This window comes from Streptomyces sp. NPDC102437, from assembly GCF_044765565.1.
GTDB lineage: Bacteria > Actinomycetota > Actinomycetes > Streptomycetales > Streptomycetaceae > Streptomyces.
Genome location: NZ_JBIWKI010000008.1, coordinates 1 through 12400, shown reverse-complemented (window position 1 = coordinate 12400; position 12400 = coordinate 1). Strand labels below are relative to the sequence as shown.

The window sequence follows — 12400 nt, the reverse complement described above, 5'->3', positions numbered from 1 at the left end:
GGAAGCGACATGACCGGCAAGAGCAACCTCACCGACAAGACCGTCATCATCACCGGCGGTGCCCGGGGCCTGGGCGCCGAGGCCGCCCGCCTCGCGGTGGCCGGCGGCGCCAATGTGGTGATCACCGATGTGCTCGACGAGGAGGGCGCCGCCACCGCCGCGGAGCTGGGGGCGAAGGCCCGCTTCATGCACCACGACGTGACCTCCGAGGAGGGCTGGCAGCAGGTCGCGGAGTTCGCCGTCGCCGAGTTCGGGCGGATCGACGGCCTGGTCAACAACGCCGGCGTATCCACCGGCCAGATACTGGAGAGCGAGAGCGTCGAGCACTTCCGCAAGGTCATCGACATCAACCTGACGGCCGTCTTCATCGGCATGAAGACGGTGATCCCGGTGATGAAGGAGAACGGCGGCGGTTCGATCGTCAACATCTCCTCGGCCGCCGGTCTGATGGGTCTCGCCCTGACCTCCAGCTACGGCGCCTCGAAGTGGGGCGTACGCGGTCTGACGAAGGTCGGCGCCGTGGAGCTGGGCACGGCGAGGATCCGGGTGAACTCGGTGCACCCGGGCATGGTCTACACGCCGATGACCGCGTCCGTCGGCATCCAGCAGGGCGAGGGCAACTACCCGAACACCCCGATGGGCCGGGTCGGCGAGGCATCGGAGATCGCGGAGGCGGTCACCTTCCTGCTCTCGGACGCCGCCTCGTACATCACCGGTGCCGAGCTGGCCGTGGACGGCGGCTGGACCACCGGCCCGACCGTCAAGTACGTCATGGGTCAGTGATCATCCACAGCGGTCTGCTGTTGGATGAGGGGCATGACTCCTTCTGACGAGATCCTGGACATCGTCGACGAGAACGACGTGGTCGTGGGGCAGGCCCCGCGCGGTGAGGCCACCGCGCGGGGCCTTCGCCATCGCTGTGCCTTCATCGAGGTCCGGGACGCTGAGGGCCGGCTCTTCGTCCACCGCAGGACCCCGGGCAAGCTGGTCTTCCCGTCCCACTACGACATGTTCGTCGGCGGGGTGGTCGGCGCCGGTGAGTCGTACGACGAGGCGGCACTGCGGGAGGCCGAGGAGGAGCTGGGGGTGTCCGGGCTTCCCCGGCCGGAGCCGCTCTTCAAGTTCCTGTACGAGACCCCCGAGCATTCCTGGTGGTCGTACGTCTACCAGGTACGGTGCGAGCTGCCGGTGAACCCGCAGGTGGAGGAGGTCGACTGGTACGCCTTCCTCACCGATGACGAGCTGGCGCGGCGGATCGGCGACTGGGAGTGGGTCCCGGACGGCGTGGAGGCGTACCACCGGCTGCGCGCCTTCCGGGCGGGCGGGGCGGCGGCCTCCTGAGCCGGACGGCGGACACCGGTGGAGCGGCAACGCGGCAGATAAGGTTCACACGTGAACGAATTAGTACAGAGCCTGCGGCTGTGGTTCGCGCCGCAGCGGATCCGCGAAGAGGGCGACACCCCCGACTACCGGTTCTCGCTCGCCAACGAGCGCACCTTCCTCGCCTGGATCCGGACGGCTCTGGCGCTGATCGGCGGCGGGTTCGCGGTCGACCAGTTCCTGCCGGAGCTGGCGTGGGGGATCCGCGCCGGTCTGGCGCTCGCGCTGCTGGCGGCCGGTGTGTTCTGCGCACTGCGGGCGGTCAACCACTGGGTGCGGTGCGAGCGGGCGATGCGGCGCGGCGAGGACCTGCCGGTATCGCGGTTCCCGACGCTGCTCGCACTGGCCGTCGGGGTCGTCGCCGTGGCGATGGTGGTGGTGGTCCTCTTCGGCTGGGAGGGCCGGTGACCTCCGTGGACCGCGACCCCGGCCTTCAGCCCGAGCGGACCCGGCTGGCCTGGCGGCGTACGACACTGTCGTGCACGGTGGTGGCGCTGCTGGCGGTCAAGCAGGCGCTGCACGGAGGGGTGGGCCCGGCCGCCGTCGTGGCGGTTTCGCTGAGCGCGCTGGCCTGGCTGGGCTTCCTGCGGGTGGCGCATCTGCGGGTGCTCGGGATGGGGACGGCCCGGCCGCGACCGCTGTCGGCGCGCGGTGCGCTGACGGCGGCGGCGTGCACGGTGGCGCTCGCGGTGTTCGCCGTGGCCATGCTGTTCTGAGGACCGGTCACAGGGGGCGGTCAGGGGGCGTCAGAGGTCCGGGACCTCCCAGGGGACGGTGACGACGATCTTTCCGCGGGTGTGCCCCTGCTCGCTGAGCCGGTGGGCGTCCGCCGCCTGTTCCAGCGGGAAGACCCGCTCCACATGGACCGAGACGATGCCCTGCTCGGCCAGTTCGGCCAGATGGGTGAGGTCGGCCGCGTCCGGGCGTACGTAGGCGTAGTGGCCGCCGTACGCGAGGACCTCGCCGTCCGCGATGGAGGCCAGGCGGCCCTGGGGCTTCAGCACTTCGGCGGAGACCCGGAGCGCCTCTGAGCCGACGGTGTCGAACGCGGCGTCGATGCCGTCCGGGGCCAGGGCCCGCAGCCGGTCGGCGAGACCGTCCCCGTAGGCCACCGGTTCGCCGCCGAGCTGCCGGACGTGGTCGTGGTTGCGCTCGCTCGCGGTACCGATGACGCGGGCGCCGGCGTGCCGGGCGAGCTGGACGGCGAACGAGCCCACGCCGCCGGCCGCCGCGTGGACGAGCACCGTGTCGCCCTCGCGGATCCGTAGGGTGCGGTGCAGGACCTGGTAGGCGGTTAGACCGGCCAGCGGCAGGCCGGCCGCCTCCTCGAAGCCGAGGCTCAGCGGCTTGCGGGCGAGGGTGCGCACGGGTGCGGCGACGTATTCGGCGAAGGTGCCGCGGGAGAGGAAGTCCTCCCGCACATAGCCGATGACCTCGTCGCCGACCGCGAACTCGTCGACGGCCGCGCCGGGCTGCACGACGACACCGGACACGTCCCAGCCCGGGATCACCGGGAACACGGCCTGCAGGGCGGCGTCGAGGTAGCCCTCGCGGGCCTTCCAGTCGACCGGGTTGACGGCCGCGGCCCGTACCTTCACCAGGACGGTGTCCGGGCCGACCCTGGGGTCGGGCCGCTCGCCGTACTCCAGGACGTCGGCCCCGCCGTACCCGTTGTAGCTGATCGCCTTCATGCACCGACCATCGGTGCGGGTCGGGACACCCGCAAGTCAGGCCGCCGCCCCGGGCGAGGCGCCGCTCACCAGCGCGGGATCGTCGGCGTCTCCCACTCCGGCTCGGCCTTGCGCATCGCGGCCGCGTCGTCGCGCTCGCGCATCGCGCCGTCGTCGTCGAGCCAGCGCCGGTGCAGGGCGGCCAGGCGTTCGCGGTCGAGTTCGAGACCGAGGCCGGGCGCGTCGGACACGGTGAGCCGGCCGTCGCGAAAGACGTGGCGGGCGGTGATGACGTCCTCGGTCTGCCAGGGGTAGTGGCTGTCGCAGGCGTAGTCGAGGTTGGGCACGGTGGCCGCGACATGGGTCATCGCGGCGAGGCTGATGCCGAGGTGGGTGTTGGAGTGCATGGAGAGTCCGACGCCGAAGGTGCGGCAGATCCCGGCCAGTTCGCGGGTCCGGTGCAGCCCGCCCCAGTAGTGGTGGTCGGAGAGGACCACCTGCACGGCGCCCCGGGCGAAGGCCTCCGGCACCTCCGCGAGGGTGGTCACGCACATGTTGGTGGCCAGCGGTACGTCGGTACCGGCGGCGACCTCGGCCATCAGCTCCGTGCCGCTCGCCGGGTCCTCCAGGTATTCGAGTACGTCCTTCAGCTGTTCGGCGACGTACAGCGAGGTCCCGGCCGACCATGCGCCGTTGGGGTCCAGGCGCAGCGGCTGCCCGGGGAACTCCTCGGCGAGGGCGCGGATCGCGGCGATCTCCCGGTCGGGTTCGAAGACCCCGCCCTTGAGCTTGAAGGAGGAGAAGCCGTACTCACGGGCGAACCGCCGGGCCTGGGCGACGACGCCGGCCGGGTCCAGGGCGGCGCCCCAGTCGTCCTTCTCGCCTCCCTGGGGGTGGGCGCCCCAGCGGTAGAAGAGATAGGCGCTGTACTCGACGCTGTCGCGGACCTTTCCGCCGAGCAGCGCGTGCACGGGCAGGCCGAGGGACTTGCCCAGCGCGTCCAGGCAGGCGACCTCGAAGCCGGAGACCACGGAGAGCCGGAGCTTGTCGGCGGTCTGGACGCCGCGCAGTCCGCCCGCGTCGACCCGGTCGTCGGCCGCGCGTGAATCACCGCACACCTCGTCGGCCAGAGCGAACAGACCGTTCAGATCGCTGACCGGGCGTCCGGCGAGCGCGGTGGCGAGCGGCCGGGCGAGTTCGAGGTACTTGCCGTCCCCGTACGTCTCGCCGATGCCGGTGACTCCGCCTCGGGTGACGACCTCCACGACCAGCCGCGGCGTGTAGGGCTGGTGGACACCCTGAGTGTTGAGCAACGGTGGGTCGGCAATCAGGATCGGGGTCAGCCGGACTTCGTCGATCAGCAGCTCTGTATTCATACGTGAACCTTATTCAGAGATACGACCGAACACCAGGCTCCGGACCAAGTCGGAACCGAGGCCGCCCCAAGGATCCGGGCGCGAGTGCGCCCCATGGATTCCGGGCGCGTACTGGACGACATACCGACTGGTCGGCATGATGGTCTCCGTCCGTCTTTCACCCCCGGAGGTGCGCACGATGAGCTCAGTCCACCCGCCAGGTCTCGACCTCGACCGGCTGCGCGGACATCTCGACCGCGAGCGGCCGGGCCTGGTGAGCGGACCGCTGGAAGCCCGGATCATCGAGGGCGGCCGGTCGAACCTGACGTACATCGTCACGGACGGCACCGGCCGCTGGGTCGTCCGCAGGCCCCCGCTGGGCCATGTGCTGGCCACCGCGCACGACATGAAGCGCGAGCACCGGGTGATCAGCGCGCTGCACCCGACGGCCGTCCCGGTGCCCGAGCCGGTGCTGCTCTGCGAGGACGACTCGGTGACCGGGGCGCCCTTCTACGTCATGGAGTACGTCGAGGGCACCCCGTTCCGCACCGCCGGGCAGCTCGCCCCGCTGGGCGCCGAGCGCACCCGGGAGGCGGTTCTCGGGCTCGTCGACACCCTGATCGCGCTGCACGCCGTGGACCCGGAGTCGGTCGGGCTCGGCGACTTCGGGCGGCCCGACGGCTTCCTCGACCGGCAGCTGCGTCGCTGGGGCAAGCAGCTGGACGCCTCATGCGACCGCGAGCTGCCCGGCATCGACGAACTGCACGCCGCGCTCGGGCGCGAGCTGCCCGTCTCCCCGGCGCCCACCGTCGTGCACGGTGACTACCGGCTGGACAACGTCCTGATCGGCTCCGACGACCGGATCAAGGCCGTCCTCGACTGGGAGATGTCGACGCTCGGCGACCCGCTGACCGACCTCGGCCTGCTGGTGATGTACAGCTGCGACCTCGGTCTGGCCGATTCGCCGGTCTCCACCACCAGCGGCGCGGCGGGCCACCCCTCCCCCGCCGAACTGATCGAGCGCTATGCCGCCCGCTCCGGCCGGGACACCTCCGCCATCTCCTGGTACACGGCGTTCGCCTGGTTCAAACTCGCCGTGATCCTGGAGGGCATCCACTACCGCTACACCCTGGGCCAGACCGTCGGCGCCGGCTTCGACCGCATCGGCGACCTCGTCCCCGTCTTCATCGAGCACGGCCTCACCACCCTCCAGGAAGGCTGATCACCCCTCATGGACTTCGCATTCGACGCCCGCACCGAAGAGCTGCGCGGCAAGCTGCTCGCCTTCATGGACGAGTACGTCTACCCGGCCGAGAAGACCGCGGACGAGCAGCGCGCACTGCTGGCCTCCCCGTGGGACACCCCGCAGGTGGTCGAGGACCTGAAGGCGGAGGCGCGCAGGCAGGGCCTGTGGAACCTCTTCCTGCCGGACGCGGAGTACGGGGCCGGGCTGACGAACCTCCAGTACGCGCCGCTCGCCGAGATCACCGGCCGTTCCCCGCAGTTGGCGCCGACAGCCCTCAACTGCGCGGCCCCGGACACCGGGAACATGGAGGTGCTCTTCCAGTTCGCCACCGAAGAGCAGAAGAAGCGGTGGCTGGAGCCGTTGCTCGCCGGTGAGATCCGCTCGGCCTTCGCGATGACGGAGCCCGAGGTCGCCTCCTCCGACGCGACGAACATCGAGACCCGGATCGTGCGCGACGGCGGTGACTACGTCATCAACGGCCGCAAGTGGTACATCTCCGGGGCGATGAACCCGGACTGCGAGATCTTCATCGTGATGGGCAAGACCGACCCCGAGAGCGCCGATGTCCGCCGTCAGCAGTCGATGATCCTGGTCCCCCGCGACACCCCCGGCCTCGAAGTGCGGCGCGCCATGCAGGTGTACGGGTACGAGGACCATTACCACGGCGGTCACGCGGAGGTCGTGTTCACCGATGTACGGGTACCCGCCGAGAACCTGATCGGGGAGGAGGGCGGCGGCTTCGCCATCGCCCAGGCGCGGCTGGGACCGGGCCGGATCCACCACTGCATGCGGCTGATCGGGATGGCCGAGCGGGCCATCGAGCTGATGTGCAGGCGGGCGGTGGCCCGTACGGCCTTCGGCAAGCCGCTCGCCCAGCAGGGCGTCGTGCAGAACTGGATCGCGGACGCGCGGGTCACGGTGGAGCAGGTGCGGCTGCTGGTGCTGAAGACCGCGTGGCTGATGGACACGGTGGGCAACCGGGGCGCGCACACGGAGATCCAGGCCATCAAGATCGCAACCCCGCGCGCGGTGGTCGACATCCTCGACCGGGCGGTGCAGCTGCACGGCGCGGGCGGGGTGAGCCAGGACTTCCCGCTGGCCGAACTGTGGGCGGCGGCACGGACGTTGCGGCTGGCGGACGGCCCGGACGAGGTGCATCAGCGCTCGCTGGCCCGGCGGGAGATCAAGCGTTACGTGTAGGGCGGCCGGGTTCTGAGGGCAGGCCTTGGTCCTCCTCGGCCCTGAGCCGGTCCAGTACGTCCGTGTAGCGGGAGCGCCGGTCGGGCCGGGCGTGGGCGGCGGCCTTGCGGAGGGCGGGGACCGCCGCCCCGCCCAGTTCGGCGAGCGCTTCGGCCGCCGTCCCGCGCACGACGGCGTGCGGGTGTCCGAGCAGTCCCGTCACAGCGGGGAGCGCGGGCTCCCAGCCCGCCCGGCAGAGCGTACGGATCGCCATGCGCACCACGTCCGGACGCGGGTCGTCCAGGAGGAGCTCGGTGTGGCGCAGGTGGATCCCCCGGCTGAGCATCGTCCGCGAGGTCCGATGGGCGCGGAGGCGGACCTTGGACCGGGGGTGAGTGAGCAACTCGCCCAGCAGGTCGACGAGCCGGCGGTCCCGGTCCGGCTCCGGTCCGGTGTGTGTCCCGGCCAGTTCCGTGAGCGCCCGGCAGATCTGCTCCGGTGACCCGGTCACGGCCAGGTCCAGCAGCTCCTGCCGGGTCGGGCGCCGCCCGGCTCCGGCCGGTACCTCAGTGCTCCGGTCACGGAGCGCCGCCAGTGCCGCCGCGTCCTCCCGCTCCGCGTCCGGCCCGCGCAGCGGACCCTCGACGAGCAGGAGCCGGTCGGCGAGCTCATCGCGCCCTTCGGCGCACAGGCGTCGGCGGGTCCGCGTCAGTGCGGGGGTGCGCAGGAGCGGACGGCCGACGAGCAGATCCAGGAAGCCCCAGGCCCCGGCGTCGAGGCGGTCTTCCAGGGCTGCGGCCGGCACATCGGCGGGGCAGGTGCGCAGCGCGTCGGCGACGGTCCGGGCCACCGCGGGCGGGGCGTGCTCCCACCACTCAAGCAGCAGCGGGACCAGCCGTTCCAGCTCCCACGGATCGAGCCGGGCGACGAGCGCCACCCGGTCGGGCAGGATGCCGTCCCCCCGCAGCTCCGTCCCCTCGATCGCGCCCAGCACACGGGCCAGGTCGGCGCCGGGGCCGGCCGGCAGGTCGATCCGGCCACGGAGGTACGCGCGCAGCACCGGCAGCCCGGCCTCCGGTTCGGGCCACCGCGCCAGCGCGAGGGCGGCGGTCTGTCTGCGGTCCGCGTTGTCCGATCCCAGCATGGCCAGCAGCCTTTCCCGCAGGGCGGCCGAACGGGGCTGGTCGAGATCGTCGACGCGTACCTGCCGTGGTGGCGGGGCCGGCGCGTGGGCGGTCTCGGTGATGGTCCAGGGCGGTGCGTCGATGGGCTGAAGGGCCGTCATCCAGTCGAGCAGTGCGGCCCGGACCCCGGGGCCGGCACCCCGGTGGGCCTCGATCAGGGCGGTCAGCCGGTCCCGCGAGGGGACCGCGCCGTCGTCCTTGCGGCGGAACTCCTCCAGCGTGCCCGGGGTGCGGACCGCCGCGTCCAGCGCGGCCCGCCAGGCCCTGGTCCCGGCGGGCGGGGCGTCGGTGGCCGCCTTCTCCGGTACGGCGAAGGCCTCACGAAGCACGGCGGTCTCGGCCTGCCAGGGGTCGGCGCCGAGCCTGGCGTCCGCGAGGGCCCGGTCGAGGTCGGCGCGGACCGGAACCGCGCCGAGGCGGCGCAGCAGCGTCAGCGTGGACCGGCTCGGCGTCGCGGGTGCGGGGCGCAGTGCCCGTACAGCGGCGACGGCTGCCGGCCGCCCGGTGGCCGGCAGCTTCGGCGCGACCGCTTCGAGCAGGGCGATCAGGTCGTGCCGGTCGCCGTCCCGGGCATCGGCGAGCGCGTCCAGCAGGACCGGGGCGGACCGGGCGAACACCATGAGCTCCGCGTCCCCGGGCTCGTCGCGGAGCCGGAGCGCGAACCGCCCCGCGTCCCCGGGCCCGGTGCAGAGCCGCAGCGCGAACCGCACCACCTTGTTCCGCGTCTCCCCGCCTCCGGTCCCCGGCCGGGGACCGGCGAGCCGGAGCCACTCGGCCAGCATCGGCCGGAGCTGTTCCGCCTGGTCGTGGCGGAGCTGCCCGTCCCGTTCGGCGAGGCGCAGCGCGACCTCCGGGTCCCAGCCCCGAACCGCCAGTGCCCTGATGTCACGGTCCACCTCCTCGGCCGCCGACGACGGCTGCTCGGCGGCCGGGACGGTGATCCCGTGCCTGGCCAGGGCCGACGCCAGATCCCGCACCGTGCCGGAGGCCAGTTGGACCCGGCGGGACGCCACCAGCGAGAGCAGCGTGGCCGCCACCGGTGAGGCCTGGTCCTCCAGCGCGAGGACCGAGCGTGCGGTGAGGGTTGCGTCGAGGCCCGCCAGCAGCAGTTCACGGGCGCCGTCGTCCAGGCTGTGCTCGGCGGCGGCGAGGAGGGTGGCCGCGTAGGCGTCACCGAGGACCGCGTGCAGGGCCGCGACGAGGCTGCCGCGCAGACCCGGGTTGCCGTCGTGTCCGAGCCGGAAGAGGAGCTTCGGGAGCGCCGCCGGGGTGCCCGCGCGGACCAGCGCCTCGGCCGCCGTCTTCCTGATGTTCATGTTCGGATGGTCGAGGCAGGCGGCGATCGCGGCGCTCGCCCAGTGGGCGCGGGCGTGGCCGAGGGCGAGCAGCGCCTGCCGGACGGTCTGGATGTCCGGCGCGGCGGTCAGCGTGATCAGCGTCGCCGACAGGGCCTGGGCGTCCTCTCCGGTGGCGTCGCGGGCGAGGAGGGCGATGACGTGCTTACGTACGTGCCGGTCACGGTGGCGCAGCAGCCGGTGCACCCTCGCACGGGTGCCCGTCCAGGGGGTCCGCATGAGCAGTTCGAGCAGGATCGCCTGCTCGCCGTCGGACAGTCCGGGCCTCTCCAGCAGGTCCAGTGCCATGGTCGCGGCGAGTGCGTCGCCCGCTTCTCGCGCGTCCGTGGCGCCGAGCAGGCAGACCGGCCGGATCGCGCCCCGTCCGTGGAGTCTGCGCCCCAGGGCGCTCACCGCGTCCAGGACCTCCTGCGGCACCACCGGCTCACCGGCCGGCTGTCCGTACTCGCCCGTCCGGGTGGCCGCGCCCGGCTCCCCCGCCGCGGCCTGCTCGGCCACGATGCGCAGCAGCAGGTCGGCGATGACCGGGAGCGTGCCGGCGTCGCCGTGGGCCGCCAGCCGGCACAGCGCCGCCTCCGGCGCGTCCGGGTCCAGGTGCGAGCTCAGCAGGGCCAGTTCCCGCTCGTCCGGTCCGCCGAGACCGGCGGCGACGCGGGGCGGCAGATCCACGGGGTCCAGCCGTGCGAGGAGTTCGTGGCGGAGTTCCGAATCGCGGTTCAGCAGCCACAGCAGTTCGAGTGCGCGGTGGCGTACGGGTCTCAGATGGGGCGCCGTCCCGCCCGTGGTGAGGCCCAGCCCTTCGCGCAGTGCCTCGGCCGTGCGGTCCCCGCCGATCGCCTCCAGGGTGTCCAAGGCCGCGGCCGGGGCGGTGGGCAGCAGGGCGATCACGGCCTCTTCGGCTTCCGCGTGGCGCAGTTCGCGGATGGCGTCGAGGAACGGCCCGGGGGCGGGGGCGGCGGGCAGGAGGCGGGCGATCGCGTCCCCGATCGGGAGGTCGCCGGCCCCTTGTCCGGCCAGGGCCACCAGCAGGGCGAGCCGTCGCGTCCAGCCCGGATCGTCGGCCGGTACGTCCGTCAGGACCCGGAGCGTCTCCTTGCGGGCGGTGAAGAGGATCGTCGCCACGTCGCGGGGCGGGATCGAGTGGTCGGCCAGGGCCAGGCCGACGACGGCGGGGACGTCCGGACCGGCCGGGAAGTGGCCGCGCCGGTGGAGTCCGCGCAGGCAGGTCACGGCCGGTCCGCCCAGCAGCAGGGGATCGCGCGCGGCGACGGCCGTCAGCTCGCCGATGTCGTCGCGCTCCGCCAGGTCACCGAGCAGTTCCATGCCGCGCCGGCGAAGGCCCGGCGGTAGGCCGTGGTTGTCGGCGACCCGGCTCAGCAGGCCCCGGTGGCCGTGGCGCGCGGCGGCCGCGAGGGCGGCGTCGGACATCTCGGGCCGGACCGGCACCGGGCCCCCCGCCGGCTCCTCCGCCCCGGCCCGCTCCGGACCTCCCCGCTCCGGACCGGCGGCGAGGAACGGGGCGAGGATTTCGGGCGGCAGCGGTTCCGTCGCCGCCCACGGTTCGGCGAGCTCGCCCAGCGCACCGACGACGACCGGGGCGCTGCCCGCGCCCAGCAGGCCGATCAGGGCCTCCCGGACCAGCGCCGGGGCCAGCAGTCCGGCGTGCAGCCCCTCCCGGGCCAACCGCAGCGCCTCGGCCCGGAGCACCGGATCGCCGCTGCCCGCCAGCTCGTCCACGAGCCGCGCCGGCCGGTGCGTGCCGGCGATGCCCGCCCCCCGTACCGCCTGGTAAAGGAGTTCACCCGGAGCCTCGTCGCGGAGTACCCCGGGGTCGTGCAGCACATCGGCGCGCAGCCAGGCGATCCGTACCACCGTCGGCAGTTGCCCGGACGTGCGCCACGGCGGACGGGGACGGTCCACGAGACGGTGGCCGAGCCGTTCGTAGAGCCCGGCCAGCAGGAGGTCCGCCTCCGGCAGCCCGGTCAGTGTTGCGGGCAGCAGCCCGGCGAGCGCGTCCGTCTCCCCGTCGTCGGACGGAGGGCGGTCGGTGAGGCGCTCGGTCAGCAGGACCAGCCCGAGATGACGCTGCCCGGGGTCCTCGTGCCCGATCAGTCTCTCCAGGGCATGGAACCGTTCCTCGGCGGGCGTCTGCATCGTCGGATGCTAACCGGGCGCTCTTCGGCCCCACCAACGGGTTTCGGCCCGCGCGCCCGCCGGCTCAGTAGCCGCCGGACCCCACGTGGTCCGCCAGTGCCAGATCACGGACGAAGGCCCTGATCCGCAGCAGGTACCGGGCGGCGAGGCGTACGGCCGGCGCGTGGTGTGGACCGTACGCCGCGGTCCAGAGCGCGGGGACGTGTGCGGACGACTGGATATGAGTCATACGTCCAGCTTCTGCCCGCATCCGGGAGCGGTCCAACAGATGGTTCAGCTGACTGGGATCGATACCGTAGATGGATGGAGTTACGCCAACTCCGCCACCCTCGAACGGGAGCTGGGGGCCGCGCTGTTCGACCGGACCGGCAGGCGGGTGATCCTCACCGAGGCGGGCCGGGCACTGCTGCCGGCGGCCCGGTCGGTGCTCGCCGGGACCGAGGCGGCACGGCACGCGGTGGCGGCCGTGGCGGGGCTGGTGACCGGCCGGGTCAGGATCGGCACCATCCAGACGCTGACCTGCGTGGATCTGGCGGCCGAGCTGGCCTCGTACCACCGGCGGTGGCCCGGAGTGCAGATCTCGTAGGGCCGGGATCGGCGTGGCGATCGTGCCCCGGCGGATCGGTGAGGATGCCGGGCTGCCGTGTGTGAGCATCCGCCAGCCGGAGCCCGGCCGGACCGTGGTCCTGGCGGGGCGGGCACCCCGGCCGGGCAACCCGGCGGCGGAGGCACTGCTCGACCGGCTGACGGGCCCGCCCGGAGCGACCGGCTGACGGGCCCTAAGCCTTGATCCACCGATGTGACGGCCGTGGATGGCTCTTCGGGAAACGAGGAAGTGCCTTGTGACCTGCGATGATGGGAGTTCTTGAGGCTTCCA

At 73.1% G+C, this 12400-nt stretch carries 10 protein-coding genes and 1 pseudogene; 7 read left to right on the top strand and 4 right to left on the bottom strand.

The annotated features are described in order from the left end of the window. The first annotated feature begins 9 nt into the window (after window positions 1-9). Genes ACIRJP_RS12290 through ACIRJP_RS12275 form a run of 4 tightly spaced genes read left to right on the top strand, consistent with a single transcriptional unit; the run spans window position 10 to window position 2096 of the window. Complete coding sequence (locus ACIRJP_RS12290; RefSeq protein WP_404171766.1) at window positions 10-783, top strand: glucose 1-dehydrogenase; 774 nt, start codon at window positions 10-12, stop codon at window positions 781-783. A 33-nt stretch (window positions 784-816) separates the two neighbouring features. Then, complete coding sequence (locus tag ACIRJP_RS12285; protein ID WP_404171763.1) at window positions 817-1341, top strand: NUDIX domain-containing protein; 525 nt, start codon at window positions 817-819, stop codon at window positions 1339-1341. Between the two features lie 51 nt (window positions 1342-1392). Next, window positions 1393-1788, top strand: coding sequence for a YidH family protein (locus ACIRJP_RS12280; protein ID WP_404171760.1), 396 nt, complete (start codon window positions 1393-1395; stop codon window positions 1786-1788). Beyond that, entirely contained in the window at window positions 1785-2096 is a 312-nt protein-coding gene (locus tag ACIRJP_RS12275) for a DUF202 domain-containing protein (RefSeq protein WP_376415889.1), read from the top strand. The genes ACIRJP_RS12280 and ACIRJP_RS12275 overlap by 4 nt, the downstream gene beginning before the upstream one ends. 30 nt (window positions 2097-2126) lie before the next feature. Here ACIRJP_RS12275 and ACIRJP_RS12270 read toward each other — a convergent pair whose 3' ends face one another. Together ACIRJP_RS12270 and ACIRJP_RS12265 are read right to left on the bottom strand one after the other, a co-directional pair. Beyond that, window positions 2127-3071: an NADP-dependent oxidoreductase gene (locus ACIRJP_RS12270; protein ID WP_404171757.1), complete on the bottom strand. Its 945-nt coding sequence runs from the start codon at window positions 3069-3071 to the stop codon at window positions 2127-2129. 65 nt (window positions 3072-3136) lie between these two features. Beyond that, on the bottom strand, window positions 3137-4426 hold the full coding sequence (locus ACIRJP_RS12265) for a glucarate dehydratase family protein (RefSeq protein ID WP_404171753.1): 1290 nt from the start codon (window positions 4424-4426) through the stop codon (window positions 3137-3139). Window positions 4427-4604: 178 nt separating this feature from the next. Here ACIRJP_RS12265 and ACIRJP_RS12260 point away from each other — a divergent pair, with 178 nt between their 5' ends. Both ACIRJP_RS12260 and ACIRJP_RS12255 read left to right on the top strand, forming a co-directional pair. Beyond that, the gene (locus ACIRJP_RS12260; RefSeq protein WP_404171750.1) at window positions 4605-5627 is read left to right on the top strand and encodes a phosphotransferase family protein; all 1023 of its coding nucleotides are present in this window, start codon (window positions 4605-4607) and stop codon (window positions 5625-5627) included. A 9-nt stretch (window positions 5628-5636) separates the two neighbouring features. Next, on the top strand, window positions 5637-6851 hold the full coding sequence (locus tag ACIRJP_RS12255; protein ID WP_404171747.1) for an acyl-CoA dehydrogenase family protein: 1215 nt from the start codon (window positions 5637-5639) through the stop codon (window positions 6849-6851). On the opposite strand, the gene ACIRJP_RS12250 is transcribed toward ACIRJP_RS12255, so the two are convergent. Together ACIRJP_RS12250 and ACIRJP_RS12245 are read right to left on the bottom strand one after the other, a co-directional pair. Further along, window positions 6835-11523, bottom strand: a complete 4689-nt coding sequence (locus ACIRJP_RS12250) for a HEAT repeat domain-containing protein (protein WP_404171744.1) — start codon at window positions 11521-11523, stop codon at window positions 6835-6837. The two genes, ACIRJP_RS12255 and ACIRJP_RS12250, sit on opposite strands and share 17 nt — an antisense overlap. Window positions 11524-11587: 64 nt before the next feature. After that, window positions 11588-11752 carry a hypothetical protein gene (locus ACIRJP_RS12245; protein WP_404171741.1) on the bottom strand — a complete coding sequence of 55 codons (165 nt, stop codon included), beginning with the start codon at window positions 11750-11752 and terminating at the stop codon, window positions 11588-11590. A 99-nt stretch (window positions 11753-11851) separates the two neighbouring features. Here ACIRJP_RS12245 and ACIRJP_RS12240 point away from each other — a divergent pair. Then, window positions 11852-12296: pseudogene (locus tag ACIRJP_RS12240) on the top strand (LysR family transcriptional regulator); the annotation flags it as partial. Between the last annotated feature and the right edge of the window lie 104 nt (window positions 12297-12400).

Bases quoted from the DNA above. Each gene is read 5' to 3' on its own strand.
- ACIRJP_RS12290 (WP_404171766.1), top strand. From the start codon at position 10: ATGACCGGCAAGAGCAACCTCACCGACAAGACCGTCATCATCACCGGC.
- ACIRJP_RS12250 (WP_404171744.1), bottom strand. From the start codon at position 11,523: ATGCAGACGCCCGCCGAGGAACGGTTCCATGCCCTGGAGAGACTGATC.
- ACIRJP_RS12285 (WP_404171763.1), top strand. From the start codon at position 817: ATGACTCCTTCTGACGAGATCCTGGACATCGTCGACGAGAACGACGTG.
- ACIRJP_RS12245 (WP_404171741.1), bottom strand. From the start codon at position 11,752: ATGACTCATATCCAGTCGTCCGCACACGTCCCCGCGCTCTGGACCGCG.
- ACIRJP_RS12260 (WP_404171750.1), top strand. From the start codon at position 4,605: ATGAGCTCAGTCCACCCGCCAGGTCTCGACCTCGACCGGCTGCGCGGA.
- ACIRJP_RS12265 (WP_404171753.1), bottom strand. From the start codon at position 4,426: ATGAATACAGAGCTGCTGATCGACGAAGTCCGGCTGACCCCGATCCTG.
- ACIRJP_RS12270 (WP_404171757.1), bottom strand. From the start codon at position 3,071: ATGAAGGCGATCAGCTACAACGGGTACGGCGGGGCCGACGTCCTGGAG.
- ACIRJP_RS12255 (WP_404171747.1), top strand. From the start codon at position 5,637: ATGGACTTCGCATTCGACGCCCGCACCGAAGAGCTGCGCGGCAAGCTG.